Source organism: Erwinia sp. AnSW2-5, assembly GCF_045107195.1.
Lineage (GTDB): Bacteria > Pseudomonadota > Gammaproteobacteria > Enterobacterales > Enterobacteriaceae > Erwinia.
In genome coordinates this window covers 45,908-62,266 of record NZ_JBJGXA010000018.1, presented here as the reverse complement: position 1 = coordinate 62,266, position 16,359 = coordinate 45,908, and the positions used below count along the sequence as shown (strand labels likewise).

Genomic DNA, 16,359 nt, shown 5'->3' with positions numbered 1-16,359 from the left:
CCGTTTTTTGTTCCGACTACGAGAGGACAACCCGGCGCTCGCGGCGCACCGAGAAGATAAAGGTGGCAATAAACAGCAGGGCGAACAGCACCACAATGGTCGGGCCGGGGGCGCTGTCGAGGAAGAAAGAAAGATAGGTTCCACTAAAGCACACCACCACCGACAGCAACACCGCGCAGATCATCACGCTGGAAAAACGACGCATCAGCAAAATGGCAATCGCACCCGGCGCAATCAGCAGGGCAATCGACAGCACAATCCCCACCGCCTTTAACGTGGCGACAATCGTCAGGGCAATCATACTCAGCAGGCCGTAGTGCAGCAGCGTCGTATTCAGACCGCTGGCTTTCGCCTGATGCGGGTCAAACGCATGCAGCACCAGGTCGCGCCATTTCATCCCGATAATCACCGCAATCAGGCAGGCAATGCCGCCGCTTTGCAGCAGATCGCTGGTGGAAATGCCCAGCATATCGCCAAACAGAATATGGTCGAGGTGTACCTCAGATTTGACCGAGATATAGAGGATCAGCCCGGCGGCAAACATCCCGGAGAAAACAATTCCCATCACCGTATCCTGTTTGATGCGGCTGTTCTCTTTCAGGTAACCCGTCGCCAGCGCGCAGAACAGTCCGGCGCAAAACGCCCCGACCGCCAGCGGAATACCGATAATCCAGGCGATCACCACGCCGGGGAACACCGCATGGCTCATGGCATCACCCATCAGCGACCAGCCCTTGATCACCATAAAGCTGGAGAGCAGGGCGCAGGGGATGGCGACAATCACCGAGATGGTCAGCGCGGTGTTCATAAAATCAAACTCAAACGGGCTTAACAGCAGTTCTGTCAGGTTCATACGGCCTCCTGCTGCGGGGCGGCTGCGCGTCGGCGGCTGGCCAGCAGCCCGTGTTTAGGGGCAAACACAAAGGCGGTGAGAAACACCAGCGTCTGCGCCACGACAATAATGCCGCCGGTGGCACCATCCAGGTAGTAGCTGATCCACGCGCCGAAGAAGCTGGTGCTGCTGCCGATAGCGACAGCAATCATCAGCAAGCGGGGGAAACGGTCGGTGAGCAGATACGCGGTCGCACCCGGCGTGACCACCAGGCAGATCACCAGAAACGCACCGACGGTTTGCAGCGCGGCGATGGTGCAGGCGGCCAGCAGGGTAAAAAACAGCAGCTTCAGCCGCGTCGGGTTGAGTCCGACGGATCGCGCATGGTTTTCGTCAAAGAAGGTCACCATCAGATCCTTCCATTTGATCAGCAGGATCAGCAGCGAGATAAAGCCAATCAGCGCCAGCTGAATGATATCTTCCGGGGCAATCGCCAGGATATTGCCCAGCACGATGGTTTGAATATTCACCGACGTCGGATTGAGCGACACCATAAACAGCCCAAGACCAAAGAAGGAGGAGAAGATCAGCCCGATAATCGCGTCCTCTTTCAGCCGGGTGCGCTGATTTAAAAACAGCATACTGCCCGCCGCCAGCCCGCCGGAGAGAAACGCGCCAAGGGCGAAAGGCAGCCCGAGCATATACGCCCCGGCCACGCCCGGCACGATAGAGTGTGACAGCGCATCACCAATCAGCGACCAGCCCTTGAGCATCAGATAGCAGGAGAGAAACGCACACACGCCGCCCACCAGCGCAGATACCCACATGGCGTTCAGCATATATTGATAGTGGAAAGGTTCTGCCAGCCACGCCATCAGCGCTCCCCCTGCGCGATGGCAAATGCAGGACGCGCATCGCCGTCGCCAAATACCACATCACGCAGTGCGCCGCTAAACGCGTTTTCCAGATTGGCGCGGGTAAAGGTGGTGGCCGTCGGGCCGCAGGCCAGCACGGTGCCTTTAACGATCACGCTGTGGTCGCAGTATTCACTGACCGAGGCCAGATTGTGGGTGGAAACCAGCAGGGTGCGGCCTTCCTCGCGCAGTTCATGCAGCAGGCTGATGATCTGGCGTTCGGTGTTGACGTCGACGCCGGTAAAAGGTTCATCCAGCAGGATCACCTGGCCGCGCTGGGCGATGGCGCGCGCCAGGAAGACGCGTTTCTTCTGCCCGCCGGACAACTCGCCAATCTGACGCTGACGAAACTCCACCATGCCGACGCGCTCCAGGGCTTCTGTCACCAGACGTTTATCTTCCGCACGCGCAATACGCAACATCCCCATATGGCCGTAGCGTCCCATCATTACCACGTCTTCCACCAGCACCGGGAAGGACCAGTCAACCTCTTCAGACTGCGGCACATAGGAGACCAGGTTCTGCTTCAGTGCCTTGTGCGCGGGCTGATCCAGCAGGGTAATCGATCCACGGGAGAGCGGCACAAAGCCCATAATGGCTTTAAACAGCGTCGATTTACCCGAACCGTTGATCCCCACCAGCGCGGCGATGCTGGCGGCGGGCACGCTTAAGCTGGCGTCGCGCAGGGCGGTATGCCCGTTGCGATAGGTGATGGTCAGATCATCAACCCTGATGCCGTCCGGTGCCGCCTGTGTGTTGATCATTTTGCCAGCCCCTGCTGAATGCCTTTCACAATGGTATCGCTGGTGACACGCAGTAAATCGAGATAGGTCGGCACCGGGCCATCGGCGGCGCTGAGGGAGTCGACGTACAGCACGCCGCCGTAATGGCTGCCGGTTTCACGTGCTACCTGGCGGGCGGGTTTATCGGAAACGGTGCTTTCACTGAACACGGCCGGGATCTTCTCCTGTTTCACTTTGTCGATCACTTTGCGTACCTGCTGCGGGGTTCCCTGCTGGTCGGCATTGATCGGCCACAGGTACAGCTCTTTCAGCCCGAAATCACGCGTCAGATAGGAGAATGCCCCTTCACTGGTGACCAGCCAGCGTTTATCGGCCGGGATCTGCGCCAGCGCCTGCTGCACCGGGGCAACGGTGGCGCGGATCTTCTCTTTATAAGCGTCGGCATTTTTACGATAGGTGTCGGCATTGGCCGGATCGTATTTCACCAGCGCATCGCGGATGTTATCGACGTAGATAAGGGCATTATTTGGCGACATCCAGGCATGTGGATTGGGTTTGCCGCTGTAAGGACCGTCGCTGATGCCCATTGGCACGATGCCGTCAGACACCACCACTTCCGGCACGCCGGAAAGGTGTTGGTAAAAACGCTGGAACCACAGCTCCAGGTTCAGACCATTGGCGAGGATCAGCTGTGCGCCCTGGGCGCGTTTGATATCCCCTGGTGTGGGTTGATATTCGTGAATTTCTGCACCGGCTTTGGTGATGGATGCGACGTCAGCGGCATCACCTGCCACGTTTTTTGCCATATCGGCAATCACCGTAAATGTGGTGATGACCTTGAATTTTTCCTGTGCCAGCGCGGGTGCCAGAGGCAATGTGGCGAGCAGAATGGCGCAGATCCACCTTTGTAACCGGAACTGAAAACGCATAGAAACCTCCTTGATAGCGATTAAAAATACGACGTAATTAGCATCTGCTATAAGGTATAGCACAGGCTATACTTCCGTGTGAATGATTTTTGTGTGGGATTACATTGATTGACAATCAGGCGGGGCGGCCGGGCGAATCCGCAGGGGCAGGCCCTTTTTTTCCGGTCTGCCCGTGATGTTGAGCAGGGTGCGGCCCCGGAGTTACGGGGCGATCGGAAAAGATGATCGCCCCCTACATCAGATCGAGATGCCGTGTAGGTTTTAAACCACGCAGCGAGCACGCTCTTGCGGGGATGGGGCGAGATTGAGGTAAGCCGGACGTCACGCGACAGGACATCGCGTGCCGAGGCCCGCAGGGATGCGGATTTTGCCGCTCCGGCGTGCTCAAACTGGCCTCAGACCTGAAGCCAGACTGTCAGCCCTCACCCGACGAGAGTTCGCGAAATTTCACCTATCGATAGTTGTTTAACGGCAATAGCACGCCTTCATGCTTTTTCCGGCAAAGGTTAGTCCTATTTGTTATTCGTAAATTGCGGGCAACCAGGGAAGATTAACAAAATATTTCATTAATCAATTTCGCGACTTACGCACAAATCAGGAGAAAAAAGGTGAATAACATTCCCGATGCCGGGCTGACAGTGGGAGTGGATGTCGGGGGCACCTTTACTGATTTTGTGATATTTGACCCGCAGCGCCAGCACTATTTCTTTCATAAACAACCCAGTACTCCGGCCGATCCGGCGCTGGCCTTCAGCGAAGGCTTACAGGCGGCATTGAAAAAAACGGGCCAGCCCGCCAGCGCACTTTCCCTGCTGCTGCACGGCACCACGCTGGGCCTGAACGCCATTATTCAGCGACGTGGCGCGAAAATTGCCCTGGTGATCACCCAGGGGTTTCGCGATGTGCTGGAAATTGGCCGCGCAAGGATGCCGTCTTCCTTTGATTTTCACGCCGACCGCGAGCCGCCGTTTCTGCCGCGTGAGCGGGTGCTGGAGATCGGCGCGCGCTTCAGCCCGAAGGGCGAGGTGATGCAGTGGCCGGACGAAAGCGCCCTGAGCGTGCTGGCGCAGGCGATTACCCGGCTCGACGTCAGCGCCGTGGCGCTGGTGACCCTGAATGGCTATGCCAATCCGCAGCAGGAAGGCGCACTGGCACAACAGATTAGCGCACAGCTTGCTGATATTCCGGTGCTCTCATCCGCCGAGCTGTGGCCGGAAATTCGTGAATATGAACGCACGCTGGTGGCGGGACTGAATGCCTATATCCAGCCGCTGATGCAGCGCTATTTCAGCCGCCTCACCGGGCTATTGGAGCAGCAGTCAGTCACCGCACCGATGCTGATCACCGCCTCTAACGGTGGCGTATTGCCGCTGAGTTCTGCCCGCCAGCGCCCGGTAGACACCTTATTATCCGGCCCGGCATCGGGCGTGATTGCGGCGGCACATCTTGCCGCCACCACCCACAGCGGCGGCTATGTCTCTTTTGATATGGGCGGCACCAGCAGCGATATTTCTCTTTCTGCGGATGGCGATGTGGAACGCGTCAACCGTACCGATATTGGCGGCCTGCCGCTGATTTTGCCGGTGGTCGGCGTCTCTGCCATCGGTGCCGGAGGCGGGTCGATTATCCATGTCGATGAATACGGCATCTTAAAAGTCGGCCCGGAAAGCGCAGGGGCCGATCCCGGCCCGGTGGCTTATCGCCGTGGCGGTCTTGCCCCGACCATTACCGACTGCTATCTGGTCAGCGGTATTTTGCCTGCCGATGCCCGGCTCGGCGGCACCATTGCTCTCGACCTTGCGGCGGCACGCACGGCGTTGGCCGGGCTGGCGCCGCCACTCGGCATCAGCGGCGAGGATGCCGCAGAGCAGGTTGCCCGCGGGGCGCTGGCGGTTGCCACCACGCAGATGGCGACGGAGCTGAACAAAGCGGTGGCGCAGCGCGGCGTATCCGCCGATGCATTGACGCTGATCCCGTTCGGTGGTGCCGGACCGACGCATGCCAACCTGTTTGCCAGTGAGGCGGGCATCGAGCGCATTGTGGTGCCGTTACGCCCCGGCACCTTCTGCGCGCAGGGCGCGATAACCGCCGATATTCGCCGTGACTTTGTGCGCAGCCTGCGCGTGCGGGTCAATGCCACCACCTTCACCACCGTGACCGCCACCCTCGACGAACTTCATCTACTGGCTCAGCAGTGGTTCAGCGAGCAGGCCGCTGCCCTCAGCCGCGTGGCACCGCGCTATGCGGTGGAAGCCGATATGCGCTACAGCGGCCAGGCCTACGAACTGAGCGTCAGCCTTGCCAGCCCGGACAGCATTACGCTGGACGGATTGCAGGAGAGTTTCCAGCAGCTGCACCAGCAGCGTTACGGCTTTACCGGCGCCCGTGCGGATATCGAATTAACCACCCTGCGCCTGTCGCTGACCGCACCGCTGCCGCGCCCGACGGAGAAAGCTTTTGTGCCGCAACCACCTGAAGCCCGTCGCCCCCGGCGGCCGCTGTATCTGCACCAGGGCTGGCAGCAGGCGGATATCTGGCAGCGAGCGCAGATCCAGTTTGACGACAGGCTAAACGGCCCGGCGATTGTCGAACAGGACGATACCACCACGCTGATCTTACCCGGCTGGACGGCACAGCTCGACCCGGCAGGCAACCTGATTATCACCCGTCAGCCGGGAGGCACCCTGTGAAACTGGATGCGATTGCACTTGAGATCCTCAACCATAAACTGACGGCGCTGACGGAAGAGATGTGCCATATCCTGCAACGCACCGGGCGCACGCTGTATGTCAAAGAGACGGCGGATTTCTGCTGCGCGGTGGCCGATCGGCACGGCAAATTCTTCGCTTATCCACGCGGCATCGGGGTTTCCGGTTTTGTCGGGTTGAATCTGCTGACGACCCTGCAGGCGGTGGGCGATGTGCAGCCGGGGGATGTGATCCTGACTAACGACCCCTGGCGCTCGCGCGGGCTGGCAACGCATCTGCCGGATTTACAGGTGCTGGAACCCTGGTTTATTGACGGTGAAATTGTGGCCTGGGGCTGGGCCTTCCTGCATGCGTCTGACGTTGGCGGCCGCGTGCCGAGCAGCATCTCACCGACTAACAGCGATATCTTCCAGGAAGGGCTGCAAATCCCGCCGGTCAAGCTGGTCAGGGCGGGGGTGCTGAATCAGGACGTGGTGAGTATTCTCGCCGCCAACAGCCGCACGCCGGATGCCAACGCCGGGGATATCCAGGCGATGCTGGCTGCACTGGGCGCCGGGCGTCAGCGCCTGCAAAAAATCGTTGCTCAGCACGGTGCAGCACAGGTCACCCAGGCGCAGCAGGATCTGCAACAGTATGCGGCGGCCCGTGCGCGCCAGGTGCTGCGCCGTATCCCGCAGGGCAGCTACGAATTTGAAGACTATCTGGATGATGCCGCGGGCAGCGGCCTGCCGGTGCGGCTGGCGCTGAAAGCCACCTTTGACGATGGCAACGTGCATCTGGACTTCAGCGGCAGCGATGCCCAGGTTGCGGTGGCGCTGAATATTCCCAGCCACGGCGATCCTCACGCCTGGCTGACCCTGCGCATCCTGGCGCTGGTCTGCACGCTGGATAAAACCGTGCCGCTCAATGCCGGTCTGCTGCAACCGATTTCCCTGTTTGCGCCCGTGGGTTCGCTGGTCAATCCGCAGTTCCCGGCCGCCGTTGGCGTGCGCCATGCGACGGCCGTGCGCGTGAACGATCTGCTGAATGGTCTGCTGGGGCATGCGCTGCCCGAGGTGATGCCAGCGGCCAGCGGCGGCACCATTATTCCGCTGGTGGTGGCCGAAACCGCCCGTCACGGCAAAGAGCAGAATGTGCAGGTGATTGAACCGATGGTCGGCGGCGGCGGCGGTCGTTTTGGCCGTGACGGTATCGACGGGCGCGACAACAGCATCTCCAATCTGGCAAATAACCCGGTGGAGATGGTCGAAGCCGAGACCCATATTGAAATTGTGCAGTATGCCCTGCGCGCAGAGTCTGCCGGAGCAGGACAGTGGCGCGGCGGCATGGGCCAGCAAATCCGTATTCGTATTTTGCAGGATGACACCCGGCTGCTGGCACGCGGCATGGAGCGCATGCTGTTCCAGCCCTGGGGCGTTAACGGCGGTTTGCCGGGGCAGCCCACGCAAATGACGCTCAATCCTGACGTCGCCGGCGGCACCGTGCTGGGCAAAATTGACCTGCTCAGCGTTAAAGCCGGGGATGAAGTGCTGCTGCAAACCCCGGGCGGCGGCGGCTGGGGCGATCCCTTCCTGCGTGACCCGGCAGCGGTGAAACGCGACGTGGATAACCAGCTGATCGGTATTCAGTCTGCCGCCGACCAGTATGGGGTGGTTATCGCAGAGGGCGAGGTGGATCAGCAGGCGACCGCCTCGCTGCGCCAGCAGCCCAGAACAGCAGGTTCCTCCTCCGGCCCGGCGCGTGATAACTGGCTGGCGGTGTTTTCCCCGGCGCTGTTATCACGCCTCAATCAACAACTTTATGCGCTGACGCCTGCGGAAAGGCAGCGTTATCGCCAGCAGGCGTTTGCCACGGCGCTGGCGCAGTTGCCGCCGCGCTTCCCGCGTGAAACCCATGCCGATATTCACACTGCCCGTCAGTGTTTTGCAGAGGCTGTTGCCGCACTGGAACAGCAGTTTTTATCCCTTACCTCGTCCTCACCAGGAGATGAACATGCGTTTAACTAAAAACAGTGGGGCACTGCTTTCTGCCTTGATCGGCCTTGTTATCAGCGGTGCCGCCACGGCAGCGACCGCGCCGGAAGCCACGGATTCGGTAGTCGTCGGCGTCTATGGTGGTGACTGGGAGAAAAATATTCGTGCCTCCGGCCTGGAGCAGTTTGCCAAAGATAACCATATCAAACTGACCGTGGTGCCAGGTGCCGATGCCGAATGGTTTGCCAAACTGCGAGCGGCAAAAGGGCGTCGTTCGCCTTACGATATCGTGGTTTTCCAGCCGGATACCGTGCAGCGTGCGACGGCGGCAGGGCTGCTGCAACCGCTGGAGGCCAGCGATATTCCTAACCTCGATAAGCTCTATCAGAGTGTGCAAGCGCGCTTTGTCAGCGAGAACAAAACCTATGCGGCCGCGTTCAGCCTCGGGCAGTTAGGCCTGGCCTACCGCAGCGACCTGGTGAAAACCCCGCCAACCAGCTGGCTGGATCTGTGGAAGCCGGAATACAAAGGCCACGTCGCCATTTCATCACCGACCTATGCGGCGGGGCTGCAGTTCTTTGCCGGGCTGGTGCATGCGCTGGGCGGTGAGCTGAATAACCCGGCGGATGTGGAAAAAGCCTTTGCCAAACTGAAAGGTCTGCGCGGTAACGCGGTGGCCTTCCCGGACAGCCCTGGCGCCATCCAGACGCTGCTGGAGCGCGGGGATGCGTGGATCGTGCCGTTCTGGGATGGCCGCGTGTTTGCCCTGAAGCAGCAGGGAATGAAAGTCGACTTTGTTTATCCGTCTGAAGGCGCGGTGGTCGGCGCGGCTAACTGGGTGATCCCGAAAGGCGCACCGAATCTGGCCAATGCGTACAAAGTGGTGAACGCGCTCTCCAGCGCGCAGGTGCAGAAAGCCTTCTCCGATAAATCGCTGTACGGCATGACCAACAAAGAGGTGCAGTACAGCGACAGCCTGAAAAAACAGGTGAAAGTCGGTGAAGAGGCGTACAGCAAGCTGATCTGGATTGACTACTCTACAGCCACGCCGCAGCTGGCCGACTGGACCAACCGCTGGAGCCAGTCGCTGGGGGCGACAAAATGAGTTCCGTGGTGATGGAAGCGGTGAAGCGGCAGTTTGAGCAGCACCGCGCGCTGGATGGTGTCAGCATGACGATAGAGCAGGGGGAGTTTTTCTCCCTGCTCGGCCCCAGCGGCTGTGGCAAGACCACGCTGCTGAATATCATCGCCGGGTTTCTGGCGGCCGATGAAGGGCGGGTGTTGATTGGCGGTCAGGATATGACCGCGTTACCGCCTTACCGGCGCAATATCGGCATGGTGTTCCAGAACTATGCGCTGTTTCCGCATCTGAGCGTGGCGGATAACGTCGCTTTCGGGCTGAAGGTGCGCCATGTGGCGCGTGACGAACAGCGCCGCCGGGTAACGGAGGCGTTAAAGCAGGTGCGTCTGGAAGGGCTGGCCGAACGGATGCCGCATCAGCTCTCCGGCGGGCAGCAGCAGCGCGTGGCGATTGCGCGTGCGCTGGCCATCGAACCGCAGGTGCTGCTACTGGATGAGCCGCTGTCGAATCTGGATGCCCGGCTGCGTAAGGAGATGCAGGATGAGCTGCGTGCGCTGCAAAAACGGGTGGGCATCACCACCGTGCTGGTCACCCACGATCAGGAAGAGGCGCTGACGCTCTCTGACCGCATCGGTATTCTCGGCCAGGGGCAGTTGCAGCAGGTGGGCACGCCGTCGGAGCTGTACCGCCAGCCGGAAAATCGCTTTGTCGCCGAGTTTGTCGGCCAGGCGAACCTGTTCCAGGTGACGGCCGACAGTCGCAGCGAACGTTATCAGGCCAGTGAACATTTCAGCGCAGCAGGGCAGCCGTTGCAGCTGGCCGCCAGCCGTTTTGATGCCCGCAGCGCATTACTGATTGTGCGGCCCGAACGAATTCGCATTCTGCCCGGTGGCGGTGAACCGGCGGTGAACGGCACCTTCGCCAGCGTGAAAGAGGCGAGCTTTGCCGGGGCGACGTTACGCCTGCTGTGCCAGCTTCCTGGCGGCGGTGAGCTGCGCGTGCAGCCTGCGGAACAGGACTTCCGTCAGTTACCCACGCCGGGCGATAAGCTCTACCTGACGTGGCGTGAGGACGATGTGATCGTGCTGCCCACGCCGGGAGCGCCGCAATGAACCGGCTGAGGCAGAACGCCTTTCCCTGGCTGATGCTGACGCCCTGTCTGGTGTTTCTGGTGCTGTTTCTGCTGGTGCCGCTGCTGTTGCTGCTCGATCAGAGCCTGACCGCGGTCGACAGCCTGCTGAATCCGCTGCCCGGCCACAGTCTGGCGCAGTACCTGACGGTGTTTGGCGAGTCGCAGTACCTGTATGCGCTGTGGACCACGCTGTGGGTGTCGTTGCTGACGGCGGCGATCACCGTGCTGCTGGCCTGGCCCGCCGCCTGGCTGCTGGTGACCGTGAAAGGCCGCCACTGGCGCACGCTGTTATATGTGATTTTAATTTCGCCGCTGCTGACCAGCGTGGTGATCCGCACCTTTGCCTGGATTGTGCTGCTGGCGCAGAACGGGCTGATTAACGGCTTTCTGCTGTTTACCGGGCTGATCCCGCAGCCGCTGGCGCTGTTGTGGAATATGAATGCGGTGGTGATTGCCTATGTGCAGGTGATGCTGCCGTTTGCCGTGCTGCCGCTGATCACTTCGTTAAATGAGATTGCCCCTTCGCTGCGCCTGGCCGCCATGAGCCTGGGCGCCACGCCGGGCCAGACGTTCCGCCGGGTGGTGTTGCCCCTCACGCTGCCTGGAATGCTGACCGGGTTTATCATCGTCTTTTCACTGGCGGCGGGCAGTTACATTACGCCGTTGCTGATTGGCGGGCGGCTGCAACCCTTGCTGCCGATTGCGATCTATCAGCAGGCGATGCAGACGGCAAACCTGCCGCTGGCGGCTGCGCTGTCACTGACGCTGCTGGTGATGACGCTGGCGGTTGCCGGTATTGTCGGCCTGTTCCTTAAACGCTGGGAGAAGAAAAATCATGGTCACTGACAGCCGTATCCTGCGGCGCCTGACTCAGGGGCTGGTGACGCTGGCCGGTATTCTGGTGTATCTGTTTCTCGCCTTACCGGTCGGGGTGATTGTGCTGTCGGCCTTCAGCCCGGAGCCGTATCCGCAGTTTCCGCCGCAGGGCATTTCCCTGCGCTGGTTCTCCGCCCTGATGGATGACGCGGGCTGGCGCGAGTCGCTCAGCATCAGCATTATTTTGCTGCTGGTGGTGACGCCGCTGACGGTGATCCTCGGCACCTTTGCGGCCTGGGCGCTGGCGCGTCTGGAGTTTCGGTATCGTGAGACGTTACAGGCGTTTATTTTATCGCCGCTGATGATCCCCCAAGTGGTGCTGGGGATTGCCCTGCTGTATGTGCTGACCGCCGCCGGGATTGCCGGGCTGGTCAGCGGGCTGGTGATAGGGCATATCGTGGTGGCGCTGCCTTATGTGGTGCGCACGGTAAGCGTCAGTCTGGCGGCGATGGATCGGCGGCTGGAAGCCGTCTCAATGAGCCTTGGGGCCGGGCGCTGGTACACCTTCCGCCACGTGACGTTGCCGCTGATCAAGCCCGGAATGCTGGCCGGAGCGGTGTTTGCCGGGGTGACTTCGTTTGGTGAAGTCTCCGTCAGCCTGTTTCTCAGCGCCCCGGACACCATCACCGTGCCGGTCAGGATCTTTAACTATGTGGATCAGACCTTCGACCCGACGGTCAACGCTATTTCGGTGATCTTTATCGTGATTGCGGTGCTGATCCTGCTGGCGATTGAGCGCACCATCGGGCTGGTGAAGATTTTGTAAGGGGCAGGGCGGTGGCGTAGGAACGTGCGCCACCCGCGATTGCTGGTTTCAATTTAGCTGAGTAGCCGGGCGTGGATTCTGCGTACGTTTGACACGATGTCATCATAGATTTTCGGTGAAAAATCATCGGGCAAGGTGCCCGTCACCGCCTCGATAGCGTCAGGAATGGCATCAGCAAAAAAGTTCAGGATTTCATTCATTTGCTCTTCAGCAAACTTCACCTCTTTTGCCGTTGCCATGAAGTGGCGTGGGTAGAGAGTATGGATGTCATTTTTGCGGCCTTTCGTTGCCTTGAGGTTCATTGCCAGCTTCAACTGGCTGATATGCAGACCCTGACCACCCAAGACCGGGTAAGCGGAGATGATATCGTAGAAGGGTGTTAAACGATAACTTCCGCCAGGCTGGATAAAAATTGAATAATTCTTTGCATGTCCGTCTGTGGCACCCAGTAGCCACTGGAAAACCTGAAACTTCATAAAGTTATATCGATCTTTTAGCGCCTCACTGGAGCCAAGCAGGAAGTCCATAATGGCGGGAATATCCGGTCCACCTTCTGACTCATATTTAACGGAGGAAGGCAGGCCAAACGCCTGGCAGAGGTCTTCCTGCGGTAAGCGTAGCAACGCCGTTCGGTTGTCCACCCAACGGCGGTCAAAGCGTTCAACGGCCAGTGCTCTGATTTTTTCGGTTCTGATTATTTCAGTATCCGGCACCTCAAAACCCAGCTCGCGCGCCAGTGCGAGGCACAGATATTCATTATCAACACTCTCACTCAGATCCATCGTCGCCGTTGGCTGTTTGATTTCACCGATAGGCAATTTAATGATATGCGTTGTCGGCGTCATCCCTTTGGGTATGCACCAGGTAGCATCGATCTTTAACAGCGCTATTTTTTCCTGAGCACCTGCAACCGATATTCTGAAATCCTGTTCATCACTCACCATGCCCAACGGAATATCTGCCTGATACGCCGTCAGGATGGTTTCCAGCCGACCCGCATCGAGGGCTTCCCAGCGTAAAGAGCGGTCAGGAACCTCTTCATCGGGTGGAAGCAGCGTCACTGCGCCTACGCTATCCCTGCCTATTTCAGCCAGCAGATCAAAAGGCTGTTTCGAACGGGCGCCATAGCGCTTAACGATGCGGTCCCGCACCACTGGATTGTCCGGCAGAAGATTATCGAAATAGTTAAACACGGCATCTGAGGTTATCGCCCGGATCTGTAAAGGGAGTGATAACGAGAGTGGCCTGGCATGACTGTTCTGGATCCAGCTCGCATCATATTTGAAGGTATGCGCCCCGTTTGTCAGCTTGGTGAGTTCACCGACAAGCACGCTGTTCATCCACGCAATCAATTTTGCCATTACCAGTCCAGTTCCTGTGGTCGGTTTTCTAAGCAACCGGTGGGTGCCTGCCCCTTTTCGGATAAGACCATTTCCATTTTTAGCGCCTGAAGCAGCTTAAACAGCGTGGTTAACGTTGTTTTATCTGGGTTGTTTTCGAAGTTAGAAATGGTGGCCTGCTTAATGCCAATGCGGCTGGCGAGTTCACTTTGCGTCCACTGGTTTTTCTGTCTGACCAGCCTCATATAGTTCGCCAGTTGTACCGGACTATAAAGCTTGGGTGGATTGAACATACTGCCTCCTGAATATCCCCTTGTAAGGATATCAACCGTTCTACCCCCTGGTGAGGATATTGTCAATGTGCTGCCTTGATTCAGTTTGTGGTCGTTTTATCCCTCCTGAGGGATAATGTGCTGAATATCCCTTATAAAGGATAAAGACATCATTAGATCGCTTTAACTGCCTGAAAAATAAAAACTCTAAAGATCGGCACCGGAATGCCGTAACTGATCAGGTCATCTTTGCTAAAAATCCCACTCATGATGTCTCACGGAGGATGTTGATGTTGCGACTGCTCAGGAACATGAAGGTTGGCCGAAAACTGACGGCAGGTTTCGGTGTGTTACTTTTTTTTGTCGCCGCGATTTGTTACTGCGGTTTTAGTGGTTTCAGCACGGCGGAAGATTCATCGGCGCGTTTAGCGGTGGTCGGTGCGTTGTATGACAACGCGGGTGCCGTCAAGGACGCGTTGCAGGAGAACCCTGCCGCAGCGATGACGAAGCTGGCGGCGGTCAGCAGCGAACTCGACAACATCCGTTCACTGATTAGCGCAGGCGACTGGCCAGCCCAGTACGCGCCCTTAGCCGAGACCATACAGCAAGACATCAACGCCCTCCGTGCCGATTTGCAAAGCACCGCTGCCCGCGATGATAAAGCCATGCAGGGGCGGGTCTCGGGCCTGCTGGAAGACATCAATAAAATCTATGGCGCGGAAGAGTCTCACTCGGCTGAACTCCTTGCCTGGAATCGCTGGCTGCTGGGCGTTTTGGGTATTGTCGCCATGCTGGTGGGCGTGATTGTCGCCGTCAGTATTCACCGGCAGATTGTTCCGCCGCTTAATGCCGCCTTACAGGAGGCCAACCGCATTACTCATGGTGACCTGACGGGAACACTGAATAGCGATCGGCAGGATGAAATCGGCCAGCTATTGCAGAGCATGGCGGGCATGAAAGCGCAGCTTAACCAGATTGTTCACCGCATTCAGGTGCGCACCAGTGAAATCGTCAATGCTGCGGATGAAATCTCCTCCGGCAACAGCCATTTATCGGCGCGTACCGAAGAGCAGTCCGCCAGCGTTGAGCAGACGGCGGCCACGCTGGGTCAACTGACCAGCACGCTCAGCCAGACGGCCGAGAATACCGGGCAGGCGCATCAGCTGGTGACCAAAGCCGACGGGATTGTCAGGCATAACGGGGAGATGATGCGATCCGTCACTCACCGTATGCAGGGCATTCATGATTCCTCTTCCCGTATGGCCGATATTATTCAGGTGATCGACAGCATCGCTTTCCAGACCAATATTCTGGCGCTGAATGCCGCCGTTGAAGCGGCGCGTGCTGGCGAGTCCGGGCGTGGTTTTGCGGTGGTGGCGGGGGAAGTGCGCACGCTGGCGGGGCGCAGTGCCACGGCGGCGAAGGAGATCCGTGAGCTGATTGACCGCTCTGTCGGCCAGATTGCGGAAGGCAGCGAACTGGTGGGGAAAGCCGATGTGGCGATGCAGGATATGGTGCAGAACATTACCAGTATGGCGCACCTGATGAGTGACATTGCGGGATCAAGCCATGAGCAGAGCGATGGCCTGGCGCAGATTAACAGCACCATGAACCACATTGATGATGCGACCCAGCAAAATGCCGCCCTGGTGGAGCAGTCTGCTGCTGCGGCGGCATCAATGCAGGAACAGGCGCGCGATTTGATGGTGATGGTCGATGTGTTCAAAGTGGAACCCGTCGCTTCACATTAATAGCTGACGGAAACGTAATAACAATAAAAGCCCGTTCAGGTTTTCCTGCGCGGGCTTTTTTATTTCAGTTGGTTTTGCAGCGCGAAATAACTTAAGCAATAACAATCAATTAATGGTTTTAACATTCAGCTGGGAAGCGATTTTTATTACTTTGGATATGTTTTTTTATTGTTTGTTCTTGCATGCGTCGCGGCAATATAGTTGCCACGATAAATCGGCATCGCACTCTCGCGGTACGTTCAATACCAGCAACTTCAGGAGGCAGGATGGCGACATTAAAGTGGGATCACGCAGTTCAGTTTGTAAACCTTCCCGAAGAGGCGATTCAGATTTTCGCCGCACAGCAGCTGAATGCCATACCGGGGGGGCGCCATCCGGGATGGGGCACGCGCAATGCGCTGAGCTATTTCGGCCTGACCTATATTGAGTTCCTCGCGATTGCTGACCAGGCGGAGCTGGAGGCGGCTGCAAAGACCTTTTTGCTGTCGCGCGAAGCTGCGAAGCTACTGCCGGATAATCAGGCGCTGCACCGGCTGGCCCTGCGCAGCGACGATATTGTGCAGACGCACGCAGATCTGCGCAGCAAAGGCTTGCAGGTTTCAGCGATTGCAGACGGTCAGCGCAACGATCCGCAGGGCAATGTGATCAGCTGGCGCATCTTCACTATTGATGGCGACGTTAACGGTCTGCCTTATCCCTTCGTGCTGCAATGGGGCGAGGACGATGATGCACGCCTGGCGCGGTTACGTGCTCAGGGGCTGGACAGCCCGCATCCTGCCGGACCGGTGGCGCTGAAGCGGGCGGTGTTTGAGGTGCAGGACCCGCAGGCGGTGCGCGCTCACTGGCAGGCGCTGTTTGGCTTTGCACCGTTAGCGGATGCCACGCAGGAAGGGCTGGACCTGGGTGACCAGCAGTTTGTTTTCCGCCGTGGTGCAGGCAACCGGCTGGTGGAGCTGGTGTTGACGGCGGGAGATGCCGCGTTGCAGGGCAAACGCTGGTCGGTGGGCAATGGCGAATATGTTTTCGACGGGGAGTAATGTGC

At 58.7% G+C, this 16,359-nt stretch carries 14 protein-coding genes; 8 read left to right on the top strand and 6 right to left on the bottom strand.

Going from position 1 to position 16,359, the window contains the following annotated elements:
* Positions 1-16 precede the first annotated feature (16 nt).
* From ACFL9S_RS14550 to ACFL9S_RS14535, 4 genes are read right to left on the bottom strand one after another with little or no spacing between them, the layout of a single operon-like run.
* Positions 17-853 carry a metal ABC transporter permease gene (locus ACFL9S_RS14550; protein WP_405262609.1) on the bottom strand — a complete coding sequence of 279 codons (837 nt, stop codon included), beginning with the start codon at positions 851-853 and terminating at the stop codon, positions 17-19.
* Positions 850-1,707 (bottom strand): iron/manganese ABC transporter permease subunit SitC, encoded by an 858-nt coding sequence (gene sitC / locus ACFL9S_RS14545; protein WP_405262608.1) that lies wholly within the window; start codon positions 1,705-1,707, stop codon positions 850-852. The genes ACFL9S_RS14550 and sitC overlap by 4 nt, the downstream gene beginning before the upstream one ends.
* Positions 1,707-2,510: a manganese/iron ABC transporter ATP-binding protein gene (locus tag ACFL9S_RS14540; protein WP_405262607.1), complete on the bottom strand. Its 804-nt coding sequence runs from the start codon at positions 2,508-2,510 to the stop codon at positions 1,707-1,709. The genes sitC and ACFL9S_RS14540 overlap by 1 nt, the downstream gene beginning before the upstream one ends.
* Positions 2,507-3,418 (bottom strand): metal ABC transporter substrate-binding protein, encoded by a 912-nt coding sequence (locus ACFL9S_RS14535; protein ID WP_405262606.1) that lies wholly within the window; start codon positions 3,416-3,418, stop codon positions 2,507-2,509. Before ACFL9S_RS14535 ends, ACFL9S_RS14540 begins: the two co-directional genes overlap by 4 nt.
* A gap of 608 nt (positions 3,419-4,026) precedes the next feature.
* Here ACFL9S_RS14535 and ACFL9S_RS14530 point away from each other — a divergent pair.
* Genes ACFL9S_RS14530 through ACFL9S_RS14505 form a run of 6 tightly spaced genes read left to right on the top strand, consistent with a single transcriptional unit; the run spans position 4,027 to position 11,954 of the window.
* The gene (locus tag ACFL9S_RS14530; RefSeq protein WP_405262605.1) at positions 4,027-6,108 is read left to right on the top strand and encodes a hydantoinase/oxoprolinase family protein; all 2,082 of its coding nucleotides are present in this window, start codon (positions 4,027-4,029) and stop codon (positions 6,106-6,108) included.
* Complete coding sequence (locus tag ACFL9S_RS14525) at positions 6,105-8,132, top strand: hydantoinase B/oxoprolinase family protein (RefSeq protein ID WP_405262604.1); 2,028 nt, start codon at positions 6,105-6,107, stop codon at positions 8,130-8,132. Before ACFL9S_RS14530 ends, ACFL9S_RS14525 begins: the two co-directional genes overlap by 4 nt.
* Positions 8,119-9,204, top strand: a complete 1,086-nt coding sequence (locus ACFL9S_RS14520; protein WP_405262603.1) for a PotD/PotF family extracellular solute-binding protein — start codon at positions 8,119-8,121, stop codon at positions 9,202-9,204. Before ACFL9S_RS14525 ends, ACFL9S_RS14520 begins: the two co-directional genes overlap by 14 nt.
* Positions 9,201-10,292, top strand: coding sequence for an ABC transporter ATP-binding protein (locus ACFL9S_RS14515; protein ID WP_405262602.1), 1,092 nt, complete (start codon positions 9,201-9,203; stop codon positions 10,290-10,292). The genes ACFL9S_RS14520 and ACFL9S_RS14515 overlap by 4 nt, the downstream gene beginning before the upstream one ends.
* Complete coding sequence (locus ACFL9S_RS14510; RefSeq protein WP_405262601.1) at positions 10,289-11,158, top strand: ABC transporter permease; 870 nt, start codon at positions 10,289-10,291, stop codon at positions 11,156-11,158. Before ACFL9S_RS14515 ends, ACFL9S_RS14510 begins: the two co-directional genes overlap by 4 nt.
* The gene (locus tag ACFL9S_RS14505) at positions 11,148-11,954 is read left to right on the top strand and encodes an ABC transporter permease (RefSeq protein ID WP_405262600.1); all 807 of its coding nucleotides are present in this window, start codon (positions 11,148-11,150) and stop codon (positions 11,952-11,954) included. The genes ACFL9S_RS14510 and ACFL9S_RS14505 overlap by 11 nt, the downstream gene beginning before the upstream one ends.
* 53 nt (positions 11,955-12,007) lie before the next feature.
* On the opposite strand, the gene ACFL9S_RS14500 is transcribed toward ACFL9S_RS14505, so the two are convergent.
* Positions 12,008-13,315, bottom strand: a complete 1,308-nt coding sequence (locus ACFL9S_RS14500) for a type II toxin-antitoxin system HipA family toxin (protein ID WP_405262599.1) — start codon at positions 13,313-13,315, stop codon at positions 12,008-12,010.
* Positions 13,315-13,587, bottom strand: a complete 273-nt coding sequence (hipB, locus tag ACFL9S_RS14495; protein ID WP_405262598.1) for a type II toxin-antitoxin system antitoxin HipB — start codon at positions 13,585-13,587, stop codon at positions 13,315-13,317. The genes ACFL9S_RS14500 and hipB overlap by 1 nt, the downstream gene beginning before the upstream one ends.
* Positions 13,588-13,913: 326 nt before the next feature.
* On the opposite strand from hipB, the gene ACFL9S_RS14490 reads away from it, so the two are divergent.
* Positions 13,914-15,317, top strand: a complete 1,404-nt coding sequence (locus ACFL9S_RS14490; protein ID WP_405262597.1) for a methyl-accepting chemotaxis protein — start codon at positions 13,914-13,916, stop codon at positions 15,315-15,317.
* 266 nt (positions 15,318-15,583) lie between these two features.
* The gene (locus ACFL9S_RS14485; RefSeq protein WP_405262596.1) at positions 15,584-16,354 is read left to right on the top strand and encodes a VOC family protein; all 771 of its coding nucleotides are present in this window, start codon (positions 15,584-15,586) and stop codon (positions 16,352-16,354) included.
* Positions 16,355-16,359 lie beyond the last annotated feature (5 nt).